The organism is Citrobacter sp. EC_71 (assembly GCF_019584005.1).
In the GTDB taxonomy this organism is placed as follows: domain Bacteria; phylum Pseudomonadota; class Gammaproteobacteria; order Enterobacterales; family Enterobacteriaceae; genus Citrobacter; species Citrobacter werkmanii.
In genome coordinates this window covers 101,911-122,817 of the sequence record NZ_VDAY01000001.1, presented here as the reverse complement: position 1 = coordinate 122,817, position 20,907 = coordinate 101,911, and the positions used below count along the sequence as shown (strand labels likewise).

The window sequence follows — 20,907 nt, the reverse complement described above, 5'->3', positions numbered from 1 at the left end:
TTCCTACTGGTCATTGCGCGATCAAGATTATACCAGGTCCAATTTACGTCATCTCTGGAAGCTAATAATTTCAAGATGTTAAGTTCAGTATTGTTTACCATGATGGTGCATCCGGGTGATAAAGGTCATTACCAGTTATTCTATAATCTTCGAGTGTTGATGTATGCGTGTTATTCCATAGATCATAAGCCTCTTGGTTATCGCTTGGCCTGCCAGTTTCCCAACCTAAATTGCAATAACGTTGATACTCTCGACATTCATGAGTGTAGTAGTTTAAATCCACTTGTTCTGGTAACAACTCACCGTTCGCTATCTTTTTTAAACGGCTTACCATAAATTCATTACCAGGATCTGGATCGAAGCGAGATATGTGTTTTTCTACAATTGCAATTCCTTCATGGGTAATATTTACGCCTTCAGTTGTAAGATGTTCAACAGGGCCTCCCGCTTTATCTGGATCAAATGGCCTTGATGTATAAGTTCCTTTCGCTCCAAACTGCTCCAGTTCTTCTAATTCAGGAAATTTCATCCTTCCCATAGTTAAGCCTGCAGCTACTGAAGCACCAAGAATCAGCAATCCTTTGTTATCCATAACCTGCTCGTAACCCGCAGGAGCATCGCCACCCAGCTTTTCCGCCGTTTCCCTGAAACCGTCGATATTGCCGTTGTAGATCCCTCCGGCGGCAAGCAGTCTGCCAACCCCTTTGCTGTTTAACGTTTTGAGGCCGTTGTCTGCGGGGGTTTTTGGTCGGGGGATAAACAGGCGGTTGTAGTTTTCGGGCAATGCCAGGTAGCTGAACTCAGTGTTGGCAATAAGATGTTTGCAAAGGATATATTCATAGCTGATGGTTATTGTTTCTGTATCTAAATTATTTTCACTGAATTGGTGTTGAATACCTGATAAGAATGCTCCCCGCAGTTGAATATAATAATACTTCTCCCATCTACCGAATCTATTGATACGGTAGAAATAAAACTCCATATACAACTGTTCGTTGTTATTAATCGTATTAACAAACAACGGTGTACTTTTATCGATAAGTTTACAAAATCGCAGTCCGTGCAAATGTGAACCTCTGCCAGTACTGGTTATACTATTAGAGAGCGAAAAGGCAAAAATCTCGTCTTCGTGCCCTGATTGCCAGCGGTTACCCACAGATGCAACGGTTCCACATCCGTCAGAAATAGCGCCCTGCTGTTGTCCAGAAACCATCAGATAGACGATATCACTCATGACATCCTTATCCTTTTATTACGTGTTGTCGTGAAAAGGGTAATTCTTTCTTTGTTGTAATTACGCTTTCTGATGGCGTTCGTATATAGCAGAAATAAAACGTTTCACTTTAAGTGAGTTTTTTTTGAGGGGAATCTGAATATACATAATGTGTTAGATGAGAATTTATATATTCAATAATTTGGAGTTATAGATGGAGTATTGGTCGATATTGTTTTATCCATATCGATAGCCTACAGCATTCTGAACGATGTAGGCCTGACTGGTAGGTTATGGCGCATATTGCTGAAGTGATTCGGACCAGCGGAATATTTGGCTGCTTTTATCCTGTAGATTAACGCGCTCTAAGTCATAAAACCCGTGCGTCTTTGCCGAGCGCATTTTGAGAATGTACTTACTTTCGCTGATGTCGTGCTGCCTTGTGCCGTCTTTATTCCAGTCTCCGGCGATGTCTGAATAGTAATAAACAAGGTCAGAAAACACGTTGATTATTTTGCTGTCTTTGATGGTGTAGAGTTCCAGCACTTCATAAAATGCGCCACCGCCGGAGTAGGCATCGGAGTATCCACCCCGTACCCCGAATGCCAGGGTATCGGGTGCTATCCGGTACGGTGCCAGATCCAGCTTTGTATAATAAGCCAGCGGTCTGACGGACTCATCATCGCTCTCTTTTTCAGCGGCTTTATTCCACTCTGAGAGCTGGTTTAACGGTTTTTCCGAGCGTGCAATCGGCGTTAGCTGTGGATTCTGCCAGGAAAAAACGCCGAGATATAATTTATTAGCGCGCCCGTTGCTGTAGTTTTCCGGGCAGGTGTTATCCGCGTATTTTTTTGCTTGCTCGGCGTCAGCCTTATTATCGGCAAAACAGGCAATGCCAATATATTTACCGTCTTTTCCCCAAGATTTAGCACCAGTCAGGATCAGGTTGTCAGGATCTTCATTCGGTGCAACCCAGGCAATCCACTGCTTTTCAGATAAGCCCTGAGGAAGCTCACCAAATCCTTTTGCAGGGGTTGCTCCCGCCATTTGTTCAGCGAAAATCTGTTTACCTTCCGGATGTTGGATGGCACTGGGTACGGAATCGAGATTTTGTACAGTAGTGGCAAAAGCAGGGGAGAGCGAGGCCAGCAAAACCAGGGGAAGAAACTTTTTCACTATTGCGTCCTTTCAATAATCAGGGCGATATGACTCGCCCTTAAATTTATTTCACGCGCGCCATAAAGTAGGCATCAACGTACTCACCGTTGCGCAGGCCGTATTTTTTACCGGTGCCTTCGATTTCAAAACCGTACTTCTTATAGACCGCTACGGCGGGCTCGTTATCAACAAACACCGTTAACTCGATACGGTCAACGCGCAGCCAGTTGTCACACATGTCGATCATGGTGCGGATCAGCGCGCTGGCGACGCCGCGGTTTTGCCAACGAGCGTCAACGCAAATACCGAAATCAGCAACGTGGCTGCGGCGCGGGCGCTGGGCAACTGCAATGGAAAGATGTCCCACGACGATATCATCGATGCAGGCAACCAGCTGTTTGATCCCCGGCTGATCGGCGAGTCGCGTTTGCCACATCTCCATGGAAGGATGAGGAACCTGTAGCGTGTTGTGGTACACCTCCGGCTGGGCGTGGATCTGACGAATGGCGTCGTAATCTTTCGGTTCAGCGTGGCGTATCACTATCTCACTCATTCCTTATCTCCTGCAGGGTTAATTGAGCATTTACACTCGCTGAGAAAGAAAATTCCGTCAACTGCATTTTTTTGCAAAAAAGAAGTAGACAAGTGCGAATGAGAATGATTATTATTGCTCTGCGTTCAGGGGAACCCCTACGGAGAACCTGAAAGCACGACATTGCTCACATTGCTTCCAGTATTACTTTAGCCAGCTTTTGCTGGCTTTTTTTTTGCGTTTTGTTTCAGCCTGGCTTACTTGTCAATTTGTCCCCGGGGCGGGGCGACTGATGCCGGATGGCGCTTGCGCTTATCCGGCCTACAGCTGAGACCTGGGTTTTGTAGGCCGGATAAGGCTCCGCCGCATCCGGCACGATGACAGGATGGATTCAGTCTCCAGCCGCTTTGCGCTATGGTGTAGACAATCACCTTCAAAAGGATCGTCTCATGACCTTACACTGCGCATTTATTGGATTCGGTAAAAGCACCACCCGTTACCATCTCCCTTACGTTCTGAATCGGAAAGATACCTGGCATGTCGCGCATATTTTCCGTCGTCACGCTAAACCGGAAGAGCAGGCGCCGATCTATTCTCACATTCACTTCACCAGCGATCTGGATGAGGTGTTGGGCGATCCGCAGGTAAAACTGGTGATCGTCTGTACGCATGCTGATAGCCATTTTGAATACGCCAAACGCGCGCTGGAAGCGGGTAAAAGCGTGCTGGTTGAGAAACCGTTCACGCCGACGCTGGCGGAAGCAAAAGTGTTGTTCGAACTGGCGAAAAGCAAAGGACTGACCGTCACGCCGTATCAGAATCGGCGTTTTGACTCCTGTTTTCTCACTGCTAAAAAAGCGATTGAGAGCGGCAAACTGGGTGAAATAGTGGAAGTTGAAAGCCATTTTGACTACTACCGACCGGTGGCGGAAACCAAACCGGGCCTGCCGCAGGATGGCGCATTCTATGGTCTGGGCGTACACACCATGGATCAGATTATTTCCCTTTTCGGGCGTCCCGACCATGTAGCCTATGACATTCGCAGTCTGCGCAACAAAGCGAACCCGGATGATACCTTTGAAGCGCAATTGTTCTATGGCGACCTGAAAGCCATTGTGAAAACCAGCCATCTGGTGAAAATCGACTATCCGAAGTTTATCGTTCATGGCACCAAAGGCTCGTTTGTGAAGTACGGCATTGACCAGCAGGAAACCAGCCTGAAGGCCAATATCATGCCGGGTGAGCCAGGTTTCGCTGCTGATGATTCCATTGGGATGCTGGAGTACGTTAATGATGACGGCGTTACGGTGAAAGAAGAGGTGAAACCGGAATTGGGGGACTACGGTCGCGTCTATGATGCGCTGTACCAGACGCTGACCGTCGGTACACCTAATTACGTCAAGGAATCTGAAGTTCTTACCAACCTGGAAATCCTCGAGCGTGCCTTCGAACAGGCAACGCCTGCCACGATAACCCTCGCTAAATAGCCTGCGCAGACTCCTCTGGGCTTGTTCATATTTTTTGAACAGAGGAGTCAATTTTCACCCTCTATGATCCCAGGCGGATTGAGTCCACACTTACTCCATCGAAAACATCTGGGGGTGAACATAATGATCTATTTACGCAAAGCTAACGACCGTGGCCATGCTAATCATGGTTGGCTCGATTCCTGGCATACCTTTTCTTTTGCCAACTACTATGACCCGAACTTTATGGGATTCTCGGCACTGCGCGTGATTAATGATGACGTGATCGACGCAGGTCAGGGCTTTGGTACTCACCCCCATAAAGACATGGAAATCCTGACTTATGTGCTGGAAGGCGCGGTGGAGCATCAGGACAGTATGGGCAATAAGGAACAGGTTCCGGCCGGTGAATTCCAGATTATGAGCGCCGGTACGGGGATCCGTCATTCGGAGTACAATCCGAGCAATACTGAGAAACTGCACCTGTATCAAATCTGGATCATCCCACAGGAAAACGGGATTACGCCACGCTATGAACAACGCCGTTTCGATGCGGTGCAGGGCAAACAACTGGTGCTGTCGCCGGATGCCCGTGATGGTTCGCTGAAAGTGTACCAGGATATGGAGCTGTATCGCTGGGCACTGCTCAAAGATGAGCAGTCGATGCATCAGATTGCCGCCGAGCGCCGCGTCTGGATCCAGGTGGTAAAAGGCAATGTCACCATTAACGGCACCAAAGCCACCACCAGCGATGGTCTGGCAATCTGGGATGAGCAGGCGATTTCGATTCATGCCGATAGCGACAGCGAAGTGTTACTGTTTGACCTGCCACCAGTATAACGTGCTGTAGCCCTTTGTAGGCCGGATAAGACGCGAAAGCGTCGACATCCGGCTTTTCATCGTTTGTCATTAATTCCGCACGTCCGTGGTAAACTGGGCAAATCTATCCCTTTTTAACGCTTCAGGACGATGAAAAAGAAAAGACCCGTACTTCAGGATGTAGCCGACCGCGTGGGCGTGACTAAAATGACGGTCAGCCGCTTTTTGCGTAACCCGGAGCAGGTCTCCGTGGCGCTGCGGGGCAAAATTGCCGCTGCACTTGATGAGCTGGGTTATATTCCCAATCGCGCACCTGATATCCTTTCTAACGCCACCAGTCGCGCTATCGGCGTGCTGTTACCGTCTCTCACCAACCAGGTTTTTGCTGAAGTGTTACGCGGCATTGAGGCCGTCACCGACGCGCATGGTTATCAAACCATGCTGGCGCACTACGGCTATAAGCCCGAAATGGAGCAAGAGCGCCTGGAGTCGATGCTGTCGTGGAATATCGATGGTCTGATCCTCACTGAACGTAGCCATACACCCCGTACGCTGAAAATGATCGAAGTCGCGGGTATCCCGGTCGTCGAGCTGATGGACAGTCAGTCCCCGTGTCTGGATATCGCCGTTGGCTTCGACAACTTCGAAGCCGCTCGTCAGATGACCGCCGCTATCATCGCCCGTGGACACCGTCATGTTGCTTATCTTGGCGCGCGTCTTGATGAACGTACTATCATCAAACAGAGGGGCTACGAACAGGCTATGCGCGATGCCAATCTGGTGCCGTACAGCGTGATGGTGGAGCAGTCTTCATCTTACTCATCCGGCATTGAACTTATCCGTCAGGCGCGGCGTGAATATCCGCAACTGGATGGTGTGTTCTGTACCAACGATGACCTGGCGGTAGGGGCGGCATTTGAATGTCAGCGTTTAGGGCTGAAAATCCCTGACGATATGGCGATTGCCGGTTTCCACGGCCATGATATCGGTCAGGTAATGGAGCCGCGTCTGGCGAGTGTGCTCACGCCGCGTGAACGGATGGGCAGCATTGGCGCAGAACGCCTGCTGGCGCGCATCCGAGGTGAAGCAGTCACACCTAAAATGTTAGATTTAGGTTTCACCTTGTCACCGGGTGGATCTATTTAAGCCAACAACTTTGAAGTAGCTCACACTTATACACTTCGGGCACGAATGGATATTGCTTCTCCATTTATCCGGCTGGACAATGTTACCGATAACAGTTACCCGTAACAATTTCCTGATTCTTGTACCAGTGGGGGCAACGCTTTGAGCACGACTAATCATGATCACCACGTTTACGTTCTGATGGGCGTATCGGGCAGCGGTAAATCTGCTGTCGCCAGCGAAGTGGCGCATCAACTGCAGGCCGCGTTTCTTGATGGCGATTTTCTCCATCCGCGCAGCAACATCATGAAAATGGCTTCCGGTGAGCCACTCAACGATGACGACCGTAAACCGTGGTTACAGGCGCTGAATGACGCCGCCTTTGCGATGCAGCGTACCAATAAGGTGTCGCTGATCGTCTGTTCCGCGCTGAAAAAAGTCTATCGCGATCAGCTGCGCGACGGTAACCCGAACCTTTCATTCATTTACCTGAAGGGCGATTTCGACGTAATCGAAAGCCGCCTGAAGGCACGTAAAGGCCACTTCTTCAAAACGCAAATGCTGGTAACCCAGTTCGAAGCGCTGGAAGAACCAGGTGCGAATGAAAATGATGTTCTGGTGGTTGATATCGATCAGCCGCTGGACGGTGTGGTAGCTAGCACCATTGAAGTGATTAACCAGGGCAGTAAGTAGTGACTACATTAACGCTTGTTTTAACAGCAGTAGGGTCTGTTTTATTACTGCTGTTTTTGGTGATGAAGGCGCGTATGCATGCCTTTGTTGCTTTGATGGTGGTGTCCATTGGTGCAGGTCTCTTTTCCGGTATGCCGCTTGATAAAATCGCGGCGACCATGGAAAAAGGGATGGGAGGCACGCTCGGCTTCCTGGCGATTGTGGTGGCGCTGGGGGCGATGTTTGGCAAGATTTTGCACGAGACCGGCGCGGTCGATCAGATTGCCGTCAAGATGCTGAAATCTTTCGGTCACAGCCGCGCGCATTATGCCATTGGCCTGGCCGGTCTGATTTGCGCGCTACCGCTGTTCTTTGAAGTGGCGATTGTGCTGCTGATAAGCGTGGCGTTCTCAATGGCGCGCCACACCGGCACAAACCTGGTGAAGCTGGTCATTCCGCTGTTTGCGGGCGTGGCGGCTGCCGCAGCGTTCCTGCTGCCGGGACCTGCGCCGATGCTGCTGGCATCCCAAATGCACGCTGACTTTGGCTGGATGATCCTGATTGGCCTGTGCGCAGCCATTCCGGGCATGATTATCGCCGGGCCGCTGTGGGGCAATTTCATCAGCCGTTACGTTGAACTGCATGTACCGGAAGACATTACCGAGCCGCATCTGGGCGAAGGCAAAATGCCCTCCTTTGGCTTCAGTCTGGCGCTGATCCTGCTGCCGTTAGTACTGGTTGGCCTGAAAACCATCGCCGCGCGCTTTGTACCAGTTGGTTCTTCAACCTACGAATGGTTCGAGTTTATCGGTCACCCGTTTACCGCGATTCTGGTTGCCTGTCTGGTGGCGATTTACGGCCTGGCAGTGCGCCAGGGCATGGCAAAAGATCGGGTGATGGAAATCTGCGGCCACGCGCTGCAACCGGCGGGTATTATTCTGCTGGTGATTGGTGCGGGCGGCGTGTTCAAGCAGGTGCTGGTTGATTCCGGCGTTGGCCCGGCACTGGGGGAAGCGTTAACTGGTATGGGGCTACCCATTGCCATTACCTGCTTCGTGCTGGCGGCGGCGGTACGTATCATTCAGGGTTCCGCGACCGTGGCCTGCTTAACGGCGGTCGGTCTGGTCATGCCGGTGATTGAGCAACTGAACTACTCTGGTGCGCAGATGGCGGCGCTGTCTATCTGTATCGCAGGCGGCTCAATCGTCGTCAGCCACGTTAACGACGCCGGTTTCTGGCTGTTCGGGAAATTCACCGGTGCGACCGAAGCGCAAACGCTGAAGACCTGGACGATGATGGAAACTATCCTCGGCACGGTCGGCGCGATTGTCGGTATGATTGCTTTCCAGCTGCTGAGCTAGTTAAGCTGTTACATATTGCTGCGAGTTTCCTCGCAGCAATAATTGCATTCATTAAATCCTTCCTGACTTTTTGATTTCTATCACAAATTCCAGTACGTCCTTTGGGCTAAATACCAGCATCTTTTGTTGAGGGAGATTGCTATGGATAGGCTCGGCGCTGAATTACTTTTACGTCAGATGCTTGGAAGTGAGGACGCTTGCTTCAGAGATGGGCAATGGGAAGCGATTGATGTTCTGGTTAATCAGCGCAGAAAACTACTGGTTGTGCAGCGGACGGGGTGGGGTAAAAGCGCCGTATATTTTATCAGTACAAAAATTCTTCGCGACAGAGGATTGGGACCCACAATTATCGTTTCGCCACTACTGGCTTTAATGCGTAATCAGGTAGCTGCTGCAAAACGACTCGGTATCAGAGCCGAAACGCTTAATTCTGCTAACAGGGAAGAGTGGCACTTAATTACCGGAAGGTTGCTGAGTGATGAATTAGATTGCTTGCTTATCTCACCTGAACGTCTGGCTAATTCGGAGTTTATTGAGGCTGTTTTACGACCTGTAGCCGATCGTATCGGTTTGCTGGTTGTGGACGAAGCCCATTGTATCTCGGATTGGGGCCATGATTTCCGCCCGGACTATCGCCAAATTCTGCATATTCTTCGTCAGCTGCCGCCCAATACGCCAGCATTGGGAACGATGGCGACGGCAAATAATCGGGTCGTTGACGATATTCGCCAACAATTAGGGGATATCATCATTCAAAGGGGGACTTTAGCGCGAGATAGTCTGGCCCTGGATGCGATATCGCTGGCCGATCAACCCGCGCGCCTCGCATGGCTTGTCACAATAATTCCGCAACTAACTGGCTCGGGTATTGTGTACACGCTTACAACCCGAGATGCGGAACTCGTCGCTGCATGGCTACGGAAAAATGATATTACCGCCTATGCTTACTATAGTGGCGTTTCACTACCGGAAATCCCTGACACCAATTCTGCGCGAGAATTTCTCGAACAATCATTGCTGACTAATGAGATTAAGGTTTTAGTTGCGACGACGGCGCTGGGTATGGGATATGACAAACCTGATTTAGGGTTTGTTATTCATTATCAAATGCCTGGCTCCATTATTGGCTATTACCAGCAGGTAGGGCGTGCAGGGCGTGGAATCAATCATGCTGTCGGTATATTGCTCAGTGGTATCGAGGATCGCGCTATTCATCATTTTTTCCGTGAAAGCGCATTTCCTTCTGAAGAGCAAGTGGTGGAAGTTTTACAGGTGCTGGAAGGGAATAATGGATTAACGCTGCGCGATATTGAAGCTCATACTAATTTGCGTAATAAGCAGATTGAAAAAATCTTGAAATTACTCGTGACGGAGAATCCTGCCCCTGTTGTTTATGAAGATAAACTGTGGCGCAGAACAGCTGTTCATTTTTCAATGGATCATCAGCGCATTGCGCACCTGACCGAACAAAGAGTCAGCGAGTTATCTGAAGTTGAGCGCTATATTGCTACGGATGAATGCAAAATGTTATTTCTTCGGCGTGCGCTTGATGAACCTACAACCGAACGCTGTGGGAAATGTAGTTCTTGCCTGCGGCGACCATTAATGAATACATCTTTGGATCCTGTGCTGGTTAATTGCGCGAATGTTTTTGTCAGGCATGCGGATTTACCTTTAATTCTGAATAAGCAAGTTGCGCCCGGCGCATTTGAACACTATGGCTTCAGAGGTAACTTTCCTCTCAACATGCGGGGACATGAAGGTCGGATTTTATCTCGCTGGGGTGATGCCGGTTGGGGGGAAATGGTTGCCGAGGGCAAGCACGCTGGTTGGTTTCATGACGAGTTGGTCGACGCTTGTGCAGAAATGATTCTCGAACGTTGGCTACCTGACCCCGCTCCGACGTGGGTGTGTTGTGTGCCTTCGATAGCTCATCCACATCTCGTGCCGAATTTTACCCAACGTTTAGCGGAAAAACTTGCTTTGCCCTTTGTTGATGTTATCGATAAGGTCATGGACAATTATCCGCAGAAATTACAGCAAAATCGCTATCATCAATGTAAAAATCTTGATGGTATTTTTAGAATTAGTCAGCCATTGCCAGCTGGTCCTGCTTTACTCGTAGATGATGTAGTGGATTCAGGCTGGACGTTAACTGTGCTGACAGCACTATTGAGACAGTCAGGCTGTCCGGATGTTTATCCTGTCGCACTGGCATCAACTTCGGTAAAAAATGGATGAATCTTACAGCCACTGCACAAGCGACACTCTTGCTGACCAGCTATTTCTCCAGCTCAAAAACAAATGAGCATAAGCCGCTGAGTAATACTGAATGGGGAAGATTTGCTTTGTGGCTGAAGCATCAACGTGTAGCGCCTGCTGAATTATTGATCCCCAATCCAGAAAAATTACTGACTGGCTGGAACGATCCGCGTATTCCTCTGAATCGCATAGTAAACCTGCTTGGGCGCGGTAACAGCTTGGCTCTGGCAGTTGATAAATGGCAAAGAGCAGGCTTGTGGATTTTGACCCGAGCGGATGCTGACTATCCTGTCCGGTTAAAAAATATTTTGCGTAATGACTCCCCACCCGTGCTTTTTGGCTGCGGTAATAAGGCGTTACTGCAGACTGGCGGTATCGCCATTGTGGGGTCGAGAAAGGTTGCGGAGGATGACCTGGTATTTACTCGACAGCTCGCGTCAAATCTTGCGCATCAGGGCATTACAGTGATTTCTGGTGGGGCAAGAGGAACCGATGAAGGCGCGATGCTAGCGGCGCTAGAGAGTGGGGGACGGTCAATCGGCGTACTAACCGATAGCTTGCTTAAAGCGACAACATCTCCAAAATGGCGTAACGGATTGATGTCAGACAATTTAGTGCTGATCTCACCTTTTTATCCAGAAGCTGGCTTTAGTGTCGCCAATGCGATGGCGCGAAATAAATATGTTTACTGCCTTTCGGAAAGCGCAATGGTTGTTCATGCGGGTCTGAAGGGGGGAACTGTCACTGGCGCTCTTGAGGCCTTAAAAAATCAGTGGGTGCCGGTATGGATAAAACCTACTCAGGATGATGAATCAGCTAATGAGTTATTAGTTGAAAAGGGGGGGATGTGGAGTGCCGGACGAGCCGAGGAGATTGATTGTCAGCAGCTTCTGACTGCGGCTAAAACGGACAGTAACATCAATTCGATGTCTCAGCACGACCTCTTTGCTTTGCAAGAAAATGTGGTGGAGTATGCAGTAAAACAGGCTCGGGTTCCTGTTGACTACTACCAACTGTTCATAAGTGAACTTCCTTTTCTGGCGGCTGAGCCAATCAGTCTGGAGAATTTGATAAACGTTACAGGACTTACATTGGAACAGTTGACGGTTTGGCTGCGACGAGCAAAAGAAGAAGGAGTGGTAACGAAATTACCTGAGTCGGATTATTATCTGGCGCAATGAGAGAAGCCCGCTGCGCTCAAAAAGCGCAGCGTGTAAAATTACCCCTTCATCCACATCCGTACGCCATCGAGGAACATCTGGGTTGCCATCATCACCAGAATCAATCCCATCAGACGTTCCAGCGCGTTCACCCCTTTCTCGCCCAACAGACGTAAAAACAGCGAAGATTGCAGCAAAATTACAAATGTCCCGCCCCAGGCGATGAGCAGCGCAATCACCAGATGCCCCATTTGATTTGGGTACTGATGTGATAACAGCATCAACGACGCCAGGATTGTCGGCCCGGCCACCAGAGGGATTGCCAGCGGTACGATAAACGGCTCTTCGCCTGCCGGCAGGCCGGTGCTGTTCCCGGTGGCGCTGGGGAAAATCATCTTAATGGCGATCAGGAACAAAATGATGCCCCCGGAGATCGAGACGGTTTCTGCGCGCAGGTTAAGAAATGCCAGAATTTTCTCGCCCGCAAACAGGAATATCAGCATCACCAACAGCGCAATGAACAGCTCGCGAATCATAATCGCGCGGCGGCGTTTTGGTTCGGTATGTTTCAATACGGACATGAAAATGGGCAGATTTCCGAGCGGATCCATAATCAGGATCAATAAAACTGCCGCTGAAATGATTTCATTCATAACTCAAATTCCCTGATAATTACCGCGGACTTTCTGCTTGCTTGCGCAGCGGGATAAGTCGCATTACTGATGGCTTCGCTATCATTGATTAATTTCACTTGCGACTTTGGCTGCATTTTGTATGGTGAAGGATATGCCACCAGGACGCTGGCATACATACACAGCACACATCTTCGCAGGAAAAAACGCTATGAAAAATGTTGGTTTTATCGGCTGGCGCGGTATGGTCGGCTCTGTTCTCATGCAACGCATGGTTGAGGAGCGTGACTTCGACGCCATTCGCCCTGTTTTCTTTTCTACTTCCCAGCTCGGGCAGGCGGCACCGACGTTCGGTGGAACCGCGACCGGCACGCTTCAGGACGCTTTTGATCTGGACGCGCTGAAGGCGCTCGATATCATCGTGACCTGTCAGGGCGGCGATTATACCAACGAAATCTATCCAAAGCTTCGTGAAAGCGGTTGGCAGGGTTACTGGATTGACGCGGCCTCTTCGCTGCGCATGAAAGACGATGCCATCATCATTCTCGATCCGGTTAACCAGGATGTCATCACTGACGGTCTGAATAAAGGTATTAAGACCTTTGTCGGCGGTAACTGTACCGTTAGCCTGATGCTGATGTCTCTCGGTGGCCTGTTTGCCAATGACCTGGTCGACTGGGTTTCCGTGGCGACCTATCAGGCGGCTTCCGGCGGCGGCGCACGTCATATGCGTGAACTGCTATCCCAGATGGGCCATTTGTATGGCCATGTGGCCGATGAACTGGCGACCCCTTCTTCTGCTATTCTCGATATCGAACGTAAAGTGACGACCCTGTCCCGCAGCGGTGAACTGCCGGTTGATAACTTTGGCGTACCGCTGGCCGGGAGCCTGATTCCGTGGATCGACAAACAGCTCGATAACGGTCAGAGCCGTGAAGAGTGGAAGGGACAGGCGGAAACCAACAAAATTCTCAACACCTCTGCTGTGATCCCGGTAGATGGCCTGTGTGTGCGCGTCGGCGCGCTGCGCTGCCACAGCCAGGCGTTCACCATTAAACTGAAAAAAGATGTGTCTATTCCGACCGTGGAAGAGCTGCTGGCGGCACACAATCCGTGGGCCAAAGTGGTGCCAAACGATCGGGAGATCACCATGCGTGAGTTAACCCCGGCGGCCGTTACCGGTACGCTGACCACGCCAGTAGGCCGTCTGCGTAAGCTGAATATGGGACCGGAGTTCCTGTCAGCCTTTACCGTGGGCGATCAGTTGCTGTGGGGAGCTGCGGAGCCATTGCGCCGTATGCTGCGCCAGTTGGCGTAATAATTTGTTAACGATCAAGGGGTGAGGAATCACCCCTTTTTTTGCGTAATACAGGAGTAAGCGCAGATGTTTCATTTTTTACCAGGAGTAAGATAAAGCATTGGCTATTCTTTAAGGGTGACTTAGTACCGGAGGTATTAAGTTGTTGCCTGAAGGTGGGACGACGCAGAGAGGATGCACAATTGTGCTGCGCCGTTCAGGTCAAAAAAAGTGTCACTACCTGATGTCGAAAATCAGTTGGAAGGCGTGACACCATAAAACAGGATGACAACCATGTCCGTTCGTATCGATAGAGACGTGATTAATGCGCTAATTGCAGGCCATTTTGCGGATCCTTTTTCCGTACTCGGTATGCATCAAACTGACGCGGGACTTGAAGTCCGCGCCTTACTTCCAGACGCCACAGAAGTGTGGGTGATCGAACCCAAAACCGGACGTAAAGTCGGCAAGCTGGACTGCCTCGACTCTCGCGGTTTTTTCTGTGCTGTACTTCCCCGCCGTAAAAATTTCTTTCGTTATCAGTTAGCCGTTGTCTGGCATGGCCAGCAGAATCTGATTGATGACCCTTATCGTTTCGGTCCGCTAATCCAGGATATGGATGCCTGGCTGTTATCTGAAGGTACGCACCTGCGTCCTTACGAAACGCTGGGCGCGCATGCGGATACCATGGATGGCGTAACCGGTACGCGTTTCTCAGTCTGGGCGCCCAACGCCCAACGTGTTTCAGTGGTCGGGCAGTTCAACTACTGGGATGGCCGTCGTCATCCGATGCGTCTGCGTAAAGAGAGCGGTATCTGGGAGCTGTTTATTCCCGGCGCACAGCATGGTCAGCTGTATAAGTACGAGATGATCGATGCTAACGGTAAGTTGCGCATTAAAGCTGACCCTTACGCCTTCGAAGCGCAGATGCGCCCGGAAACCGCGTCGCTTATCTGCGGCCTGCCCGAAAAAGTGGTGCAAAGCGAGGAGCGCAAAAAAGCCAACCAGTTTGATGCGCCGATCTCTATCTACGAGGTGCACCTGGGTTCATGGCGTCGTCATACTGATAACAACTTCTGGCTGAGCTACCGCGAACTGGCGGATCAACTGATTCCTTACGCCAAGTGGATGGGCTTTACTCATCTCGAGCTATTGCCGATTAACGAGCATCCGTTCGACGGCAGTTGGGGCTACCAGCCAACCGGCATGTATGCGCCGACCCGTCGTTTCGGGACGCGTGATGATTTCCGCTATTTTGTGAATGCCGCGCATCAGGCGGGGCTGAACGTCATTCTGGACTGGGTGCCGGGCCATTTCCCGTCGGACGATTTTGGTCTGGCAGAGTTTGATGGCACCAGGTTGTATGAGCACAGTGACCCGCGTGAAGGGTATCACCAGGACTGGAATACGCTGATCTACAACTACGGCCGCCGTGAAGTCAGCAACTATCTGGTGGGTAACGCCCTGTACTGGATAGAACGTTTTGGTATTGACGCGCTGCGCGTGGATGCCGTGGCGTCGATGATTTATCGCGACTACAGCCGTAAAGAAGGGGAATGGGTCCCGAACGAATTTGGTGGTCGTGAGAACCTCGAAGCGATTGAATTTTTACGCAATACCAACCGTATTCTTGGCGAGCAGGTGCCTGGCGCCGTGAGCATGGCGGAAGAGTCAACCGACTTTGCCGGCGTATCAAGACCGCAGGACATGGGCGGTTTAGGGTTCTGGTATAAGTGGAACCTCGGCTGGATGCACGACACGCTGGACTACATGAAACTGGATCCGGTCTATCGTCAGTATCATCACGACAAGCTGACCTTCGGCATGCTGTACAACTACACCGAAAACTTTGTTCTGCCGCTGTCGCACGATGAAGTGGTGCACGGTAAAAAATCCATTCTCGACCGCATGCCGGGAGACGCATGGCAGAAGTTTGCCAACCTGCGCGCTTACTACGGCTGGATGTGGGCCTTCCCGGGTAAGAAACTGCTGTTTATGGGCAACGAGTTTGCTCAGGGACGTGAATGGAATCACGACGTCAGTCTGGACTGGCACTTACTGGAAGGCGGCGATAACTGGCACCACGGGGTGCAACGTCTGGTGCGTGACCTGAACCATACCTACCGCCATCACAAGGCGCTGCATGAACTCGACTTTGACACCTATGGTTTTGAATGGCTGGTGGTTGACGATAAAGAACGTTCGGTGCTGATTTTTGTTCGTCGTGACAAAGCCGGAAACGAAATTATCGTTATCAGCAATTTTACGCCAGTACCTCGCCACGGCTATCGCTTCGGTATCAATCAGCCGGGCAAATGGCGTGAAATCCTCAATACCGATTCGATGCATTACCACGGTAGCAATACCGGCAACGGCGGCGCGGTACATAGCGATGAAATCGCCAGTCATGGCCGCCAGCACTCACTGAGCCTGACGTTGCCGCCGTTGGCGACGATCTGGCTGGTTCGGGAGGGGTAATGACGCATCTGGCAACCGGCAACGCCACCCCGCATGGTGCAACGTATGACGGCCATGGCGTTAATTTCACGCTTTTCTCGGCCCACGCCGAGCGCGTTGAATTATGTGTATTCGATGAGCAAGGCTGTGAACTCCGCTACGACCTGCCGGGACGTAGCGGCGATGTCTGGCACGGTTATCTGGCCAACGCCCGTCCGGGCCTGCGCTATGGCTATCGCGTACATGGTCCGTGGCAACCAGAGCAGGGCCACCGGTTTAACCCGGCGAAACTGCTGCTCGATCCTTATGCGCGCCGGGTGGATGGCGAGTTAAAAGATAACCCGCTGCTGCACAGCGGGCTAAATGAACCTGATCATCATGATAATGCCGCCATCGCGCTGAAGGGCGTGGTGGTGTCTGACCATTATGACTGGGAAGACGATGCCGCGCCGCGCACGCCGTGGGGCAATACCGTGATTTACGAAGCGCATGTGAAAGGACTGACGTATCTGCATCCTGAGCTGCCGGAAGAACTTCGCGGGACCTATAAAGCGCTGGGTCATCCGGTAATGATCGACTATTTCAAGCGCCTTGGCATTACTGCGCTTGAGCTGCTACCGGTGGCGCATTTCGCCAGCGAACCGCGTCTTCAGCGGCTGGGCTTGTCGAACTACTGGGGCTACAACCCGGTCGCTATGTTCGCGTTGCATCCGGCTTACGCCTGCTCGCCGGAGAGCGCGTTGGATGAGTTCCGTGATGCGGTGAAAGCGCTACACAAAGCGGGGATTGAGGTCATTCTCGACATCGTTTTGAACCACAGCGCCGAGCTGGATCTCGAAGGCCCCGTCTTCTCGCTGCGCGGAATTGATAACCGTAGCTATTATTGGATCAGGGATGATGGCGATTACTACAACTGGACCGGTTGTGGGAACACCCTCAATCTGAGCCATCCCGGCGTTGTGGAGTACGCGTGTGAATGCCTGCGTTACTGGGTTGAAACTTGCCACGTGGATGGTTTTCGTTTTGATTTAGCGTCCGTTATGGGGCGTACGCCTACGTTTCGTCAGGATGCGCCGTTGTTTACTGCAATTAAAAACTGTCCGCTGCTCTCACGCGTCAAACTGATTGCGGAACCGTGGGATATCGGTGAAGGCGGGTATCAGGTGGGGAATTTTCCACCGCCGTTTGCCGAGTGGAATGACCATTTTCGCGATGCGACGCGACGTTTCTGGCTCCAGCGTAATCTCTCTTTGGGAGAATTTGCCGGGCGTTTTGCCGCCTCCAGCGACGTGTTTAAACGCAATGGCCGCAAACCCAGCGCCACGGTCAATCTGGTGACAGCGCATGACGGTTTTACCCTACGTGACTGTGTGTGCTTCACAAATAAGCACAATGAAGCGAATGGTGAGGAAAATCGCGACGGCACTAGCAATAACTACAGTGATAATCATGGTAAAGAAGGGTTAGGCGGCACGCTGGACCTGATTGAACGGCGGCGCGACAGCATTCATGCGCTGTTGACCACGCTGTTGCTCTCACAGGGAACGCCGATGCTGCTGGCCGGTGACGAGCATGGTCATAGCCAGCACGGCAACAATAACGCTTACTGTCAGGATAACGCCTTAACCTGGCTGGACTGGCAGCAGGCAAACGGTGGGCTAACCACATTTACCGCCGCGTTGATTCATCTTCGCCAGCAAATTCCCGCATTAACAGGCGATTGCTGGTGGGAAGAGGGTGATGGCAATGTTCATTGGCTGAATAAGTACGCACAACCCTTAAGTGCGGATGAGTGGCAAAACGGCCCTAGGCAGATGCAAATCCTGCTTTCTGGCCGTTTCCTGATTGCAATTAACGCCACGCTTGAGGTGACAGATATCGTTTTACCTGAAGGGGAATGGCGAGCTATTCCCCCATTTGCCGGAGAGGACAATCCGGTGCTTACGGCTGTCTGGCAGGGACCTGCGCACGGACTGTGTGTGTTCCATAGAGGATAAAAAAGGAGTTAGTCATGGTGAGTTTAGAGAAGAACGATCGTGTTATGTTGGCGCGCCAGCTGCCATTAAAATCTGTTGCCCTGATCCTGGCCGGTGGCCGCGGTACCCGCCTGAAAGATTTGACCAACAAACGTGCCAAGCCGGCCGTGCACTTTGGCGGTAAATTCCGCATTATCGATTTTGCTTTATCCAACTGTATTAACTCCGGCATCCGCCGTATCGGCGTGATCACGCAATACCAGTCGCACACGCTGGTACAGCATATTCAGCGCGGCTGGTCGTTCTTTAGCGAAGAGATGAACGAGTTTGTCGATCTGCTGCCTGCCCAGCAGAGAATGCAGGGTGAAAACTGGTATCGCGGCACGGCGGATGCGGTAACTCAAAACCTGGACATCATTCGCCGTTACAAAGCGGAATATGTGGTGATCCTCGCAGGCGATCATATTTATAAGCAGGACTACTCGCGTATGCTGATCGACCACGTCGAGAAGGGCGCGCGTTGCACCGTGGCTTGTATGCCGGTGCCTATCGAAGAGGCCAGCGCGTTTGGCGTAATGGACGTGGACGACAGCGACAAAATTATCGAGTTTGTTGAAAAACCCGCTAACCCGCCGGCCATGCCAGGCGATCCGACCAAATCTCTTGCCAGTATGGGGATCTACGTTTTTAACGCCGACTACCTGTATGAATTGCTGGCGGAAGATGATCTCGATGAAAGCTCCAGTCACGATTTTGGTAAAGACATCATTCCAAAAATCACTGAAGCTGGCATGGCGTATGCACATCCCTTCCCGTTGTCCTGCGTACAGTCTGACCCGGAATCCGAGCCGTACTGGCGCGATGTGGGAACGCTGGAAGCTTACTGGAAGGCCAACCTCGATCTGGCCTCGGTGACGCCTGAACTGGATATGTATGACCAGAACTGGCCAATCCGTACGCATATGGAATCTCTGCCGCCGGCGAAATTTGTGCAGGACCGTTCCGGTAGCCACGGAATGACGCTGAACTCGCTGGTTTCCGGCGGCTGTATCATTTCTGGTTCGGTGGTAGTGCAGTCCGTTCTGTTCCCGCGAGTGCGGGTGAATTCATTCTGTAACATTGATTCGGCAGTGTTGTTGCCTGAAGTATGGGTAGGACGTTCATGCCGTTTACGTCGCTGTATCATTGACCGCGCCTGCGTTATCCCTGAAGGCATGGTGATTGGTGAAAATGCGGAAGAGGATGCACGTCGCTTCTACCGCTCAGAAGAAGGCATTGTGCTGGTCACGCGTGAAATGCTGCGCAAACTGCAAATCAAACAGGAGCGATAATGCAGGTTTTACACGTATGTTCAGAGATGTTCCCCCTGCTAAAAACCGGGGGACTGGCGGATGTGCTTGGGGCGTTACCGGCCGCGCAAATTGCCGACGGTGTAGATGCCCGCGTGCTGCTCCCGGCGTTTCCGGATATCCGTCGCGGCATTCCTGATGCTCAGGTAGTGACGCGTCGCGATACCTTTGCAGGCAGAATCACGCTGCTGTTCGGGCATTACAACGGTGTCGGCATTTACCTCGTTGACGCGCCGCATCTCTATGACCGTCCGGGTAGTCCGTATCACGACACCAACCTGTTCGCTTATACCGATAACGTCCTGCGTTTTGCGTTACTCGGCTGGGCCGGATGTGAAATGGCCTGCGGCCTTGACCCATTCTGGCGCCCGGATGTGGTGCATGCGCACGACTGGCATGCCGGTCTGGCCCCGGCGTATCTGGCGGCGCGCGGCCATCCGGCGAAATCGGTGTTCACCGTACACAATCTGGCGTATCAAGGCATGTTTTATGCAAAGCATATGGATGACATCCAATTGCCATGGTCGTTCTTTAATGTGCACGGGCTGGAGTTTAATGGGCAGATTTCGTTCCTGAAGGCCGGGTTGTACTACGCAGACCACATTACGGCGGTGAGTCCGACTTACGCTCGGGAGATTACCGAGCCGCAGTTTGCCTACGGCATGGAAGGTCTGTTGCAACAGCGTCATCGGGAAGGACGGCTTTCCGGCGTGCTGAACGGCGTGGATGAAAAAATCTGGAGCCCGGAAACCGATCTGCTACTGGCCTCGCGCTATACGCGCGACACGCTGGACGAGAAGGCGGAGAACAAACGTCAGCTACAAATTGCGATGGGACTTAAGGTCAACGATAAAGTGCCGCTGTTTGCTGTCGTGAGCCGTCTGACCAGTCAGAAAGGGTTAGATCTGGTGTTGGAGGCTCTGCCGGGTCTGTTAGAACAGGGGGGGCAACTGGCGCTGCTTGGCGCGGGCGACCCAGTATTACAGGAAGGCTTCCTGGCCGCTGCGGCGGAACATCCAGGACAGGTAGGGGTACAAATTGGTTATCACGAAGCCTTTTCGCACCGCATCATGGGCGGGGCAGACGTTATTCTGGTGCCCAGCCGCTTTGAACCGTGCGGCTTAACGCAGTTGTATGGACTGAAGTATGGCACGCTGCCGCTGGTGCGGCGTACCGGTGGGCTGGCGGATACGGTCTCTGACAGTTCGCTGGAAAACCTGGCGGACGGTATCGCCAGTGGGTTTGTCTTTGAAGACAGTAATGCCTGGTCGCTGCTACGCGCGATCCGGCGTGCTTTCGTATTGTGGTCCCGGCCTTCGCTTTGGCGGTTTGTACAACGCCAGGCCATGACCATGGATTTTAGCTGGCAAGTCGCGGCGAAGTCTTACCGCGAGCTTTACTACCGCTTGAAATAGATATCCAGGAATC

The 20,907-nt window shown here is 51.6% G+C and carries 16 protein-coding genes; 12 read left to right on the top strand and 4 right to left on the bottom strand.

Translation table 11 applies throughout. The features are described from left to right. Window positions 1-94: 94 nt before the first annotated feature. From tssD to yhhY, 3 genes are all read right to left on the bottom strand, one after another. Window positions 95-1,234: a type VI secretion system tube protein TssD gene (gene tssD, locus FHD02_RS00540; RefSeq protein WP_061380983.1), complete on the bottom strand. Its 1,140-nt coding sequence runs from the start codon at window positions 1,232-1,234 to the stop codon at window positions 95-97. Between the two features lie 270 nt (window positions 1,235-1,504). Beyond that, entirely contained in the window at window positions 1,505-2,389 is an 885-nt protein-coding gene (locus tag FHD02_RS00535) for a hypothetical protein (RefSeq protein WP_061380984.1), read from the bottom strand. Window positions 2,390-2,435: 46 nt separating this feature from the next. Next, window positions 2,436-2,924, bottom strand: coding sequence for an N-acetyltransferase (gene yhhY, locus FHD02_RS00530; RefSeq protein ID WP_006687445.1), 489 nt, complete (start codon window positions 2,922-2,924; stop codon window positions 2,436-2,438). 428 nt (window positions 2,925-3,352) lie between these two features. On the opposite strand from yhhY, the gene FHD02_RS00525 reads away from it, so the two are divergent. The 7 genes from FHD02_RS00525 (at window position 3,353) to FHD02_RS00495 (ending at window position 11,789) form a co-directional block, all read left to right on the top strand. Further along, on the top strand, window positions 3,353-4,390 hold the full coding sequence (locus FHD02_RS00525; RefSeq protein WP_137370375.1) for an oxidoreductase: 1,038 nt from the start codon (window positions 3,353-3,355) through the stop codon (window positions 4,388-4,390). Window positions 4,391-4,513: 123 nt separating this feature from the next. Next, window positions 4,514-5,209 (top strand): quercetin 2,3-dioxygenase, encoded by a 696-nt coding sequence (yhhW, locus tag FHD02_RS00520; RefSeq protein WP_137361529.1) that lies wholly within the window; start codon window positions 4,514-4,516, stop codon window positions 5,207-5,209. A gap of 129 nt (window positions 5,210-5,338) precedes the next feature. Continuing rightward, window positions 5,339-6,334 (top strand): gluconate operon transcriptional repressor GntR, encoded by a 996-nt coding sequence (gene gntR / locus FHD02_RS00515; RefSeq protein WP_008786351.1) that lies wholly within the window; start codon window positions 5,339-5,341, stop codon window positions 6,332-6,334. Window positions 6,335-6,475: 141 nt separating this feature from the next. Then, window positions 6,476-7,006 (top strand): gluconokinase, encoded by a 531-nt coding sequence (gntK, locus tag FHD02_RS00510; RefSeq protein ID WP_003023475.1) that lies wholly within the window; start codon window positions 6,476-6,478, stop codon window positions 7,004-7,006. Next, window positions 7,006-8,346 carry a gluconate transporter gene (gntU, locus tag FHD02_RS00505; protein ID WP_032940610.1) on the top strand — a complete coding sequence of 447 codons (1,341 nt, stop codon included), beginning with the start codon at window positions 7,006-7,008 and terminating at the stop codon, window positions 8,344-8,346. Before gntK ends, gntU begins: the two co-directional genes overlap by 1 nt. Before the next feature lie 141 nt (window positions 8,347-8,487). Further along, window positions 8,488-10,587, top strand: coding sequence for a RecQ family ATP-dependent DNA helicase (locus FHD02_RS00500; protein WP_220393442.1), 2,100 nt, complete (start codon window positions 8,488-8,490; stop codon window positions 10,585-10,587). Next, the gene (locus FHD02_RS00495) at window positions 10,584-11,789 is read left to right on the top strand and encodes a DNA-processing protein DprA (RefSeq protein WP_220393441.1); all 1,206 of its coding nucleotides are present in this window, start codon (window positions 10,584-10,586) and stop codon (window positions 11,787-11,789) included. The genes FHD02_RS00500 and FHD02_RS00495 overlap by 4 nt, the downstream gene beginning before the upstream one ends. A 38-nt stretch (window positions 11,790-11,827) precedes the next feature. Here the strand turns inward: FHD02_RS00495 and yhgN are convergent, their stop codons facing one another. Further along, entirely contained in the window at window positions 11,828-12,421 is a 594-nt protein-coding gene (gene yhgN / locus FHD02_RS00490) for an NAAT family transporter YhgN (RefSeq protein WP_003023480.1), read from the bottom strand. 190 nt (window positions 12,422-12,611) lie between these two features. Here yhgN and asd point away from each other — a divergent pair, with 190 nt between their 5' ends. The 5 genes from asd (at window position 12,612) to glgA (ending at window position 20,894) form a co-directional block, all read left to right on the top strand. Then, window positions 12,612-13,718, top strand: coding sequence for an aspartate-semialdehyde dehydrogenase (gene asd / locus FHD02_RS00485; protein WP_069323790.1), 1,107 nt, complete (start codon window positions 12,612-12,614; stop codon window positions 13,716-13,718). A 273-nt stretch (window positions 13,719-13,991) separates the two neighbouring features. Beyond that, complete coding sequence (gene glgB / locus FHD02_RS00480; protein ID WP_042311874.1) at window positions 13,992-16,175, top strand: 1,4-alpha-glucan branching enzyme; 2,184 nt, start codon at window positions 13,992-13,994, stop codon at window positions 16,173-16,175. Continuing rightward, window positions 16,175-18,151: a glycogen debranching protein GlgX gene (glgX, locus tag FHD02_RS00475; RefSeq protein WP_220393440.1), complete on the top strand. Its 1,977-nt coding sequence runs from the start codon at window positions 16,175-16,177 to the stop codon at window positions 18,149-18,151. Before glgB ends, glgX begins: the two co-directional genes overlap by 1 nt. 14 nt (window positions 18,152-18,165) lie before the next feature. Further along, window positions 18,166-19,461: a glucose-1-phosphate adenylyltransferase gene (gene glgC, locus FHD02_RS00470; protein WP_137361526.1), complete on the top strand. Its 1,296-nt coding sequence runs from the start codon at window positions 18,166-18,168 to the stop codon at window positions 19,459-19,461. Beyond that, window positions 19,461-20,894 carry a glycogen synthase GlgA gene (glgA, locus tag FHD02_RS00465; RefSeq protein WP_038634926.1) on the top strand — a complete coding sequence of 478 codons (1,434 nt, stop codon included), beginning with the start codon at window positions 19,461-19,463 and terminating at the stop codon, window positions 20,892-20,894. The genes glgC and glgA overlap by 1 nt, the downstream gene beginning before the upstream one ends. Window positions 20,895-20,907 lie beyond the last annotated feature (13 nt).

What these genes read in the sequence shown, in the direction of transcription:
- tssD (WP_061380983.1), bottom strand. Translation starts at nt 1,234, where the DNA reads ATGAGTGATATCGTCTATCTGATGGTTTCTGGACAACAGCAGGGCGCT.
- yhhY (WP_006687445.1), bottom strand. Translation starts at nt 2,924, where the DNA reads ATGAGTGAGATAGTGATACGCCACGCTGAACCGAAAGATTACGACGCC.
- FHD02_RS00525 (WP_137370375.1), top strand. Translation starts at nt 3,353, where the DNA reads ATGACCTTACACTGCGCATTTATTGGATTCGGTAAAAGCACCACCCGT.
- yhhW (WP_137361529.1), top strand. Translation starts at nt 4,514, where the DNA reads ATGATCTATTTACGCAAAGCTAACGACCGTGGCCATGCTAATCATGGT.
- gntR (WP_008786351.1), top strand. Translation starts at nt 5,339, where the DNA reads ATGAAAAAGAAAAGACCCGTACTTCAGGATGTAGCCGACCGCGTGGGC.
- FHD02_RS00500 (WP_220393442.1), top strand. Translation starts at nt 8,488, where the DNA reads ATGGATAGGCTCGGCGCTGAATTACTTTTACGTCAGATGCTTGGAAGT.
- FHD02_RS00495 (WP_220393441.1), top strand. Translation starts at nt 10,584, where the DNA reads ATGAATCTTACAGCCACTGCACAAGCGACACTCTTGCTGACCAGCTAT.
- yhgN (WP_003023480.1), bottom strand. Translation starts at nt 12,421, where the DNA reads ATGAATGAAATCATTTCAGCGGCAGTTTTATTGATCCTGATTATGGAT.
- asd (WP_069323790.1), top strand. Translation starts at nt 12,612, where the DNA reads ATGAAAAATGTTGGTTTTATCGGCTGGCGCGGTATGGTCGGCTCTGTT.
- glgB (WP_042311874.1), top strand. Translation starts at nt 13,992, where the DNA reads ATGTCCGTTCGTATCGATAGAGACGTGATTAATGCGCTAATTGCAGGC.
- glgX (WP_220393440.1), top strand. Translation starts at nt 16,175, where the DNA reads ATGACGCATCTGGCAACCGGCAACGCCACCCCGCATGGTGCAACGTAT.
- glgC (WP_137361526.1), top strand. Translation starts at nt 18,166, where the DNA reads ATGGTGAGTTTAGAGAAGAACGATCGTGTTATGTTGGCGCGCCAGCTG.
- glgA (WP_038634926.1), top strand. Translation starts at nt 19,461, where the DNA reads ATGCAGGTTTTACACGTATGTTCAGAGATGTTCCCCCTGCTAAAAACC.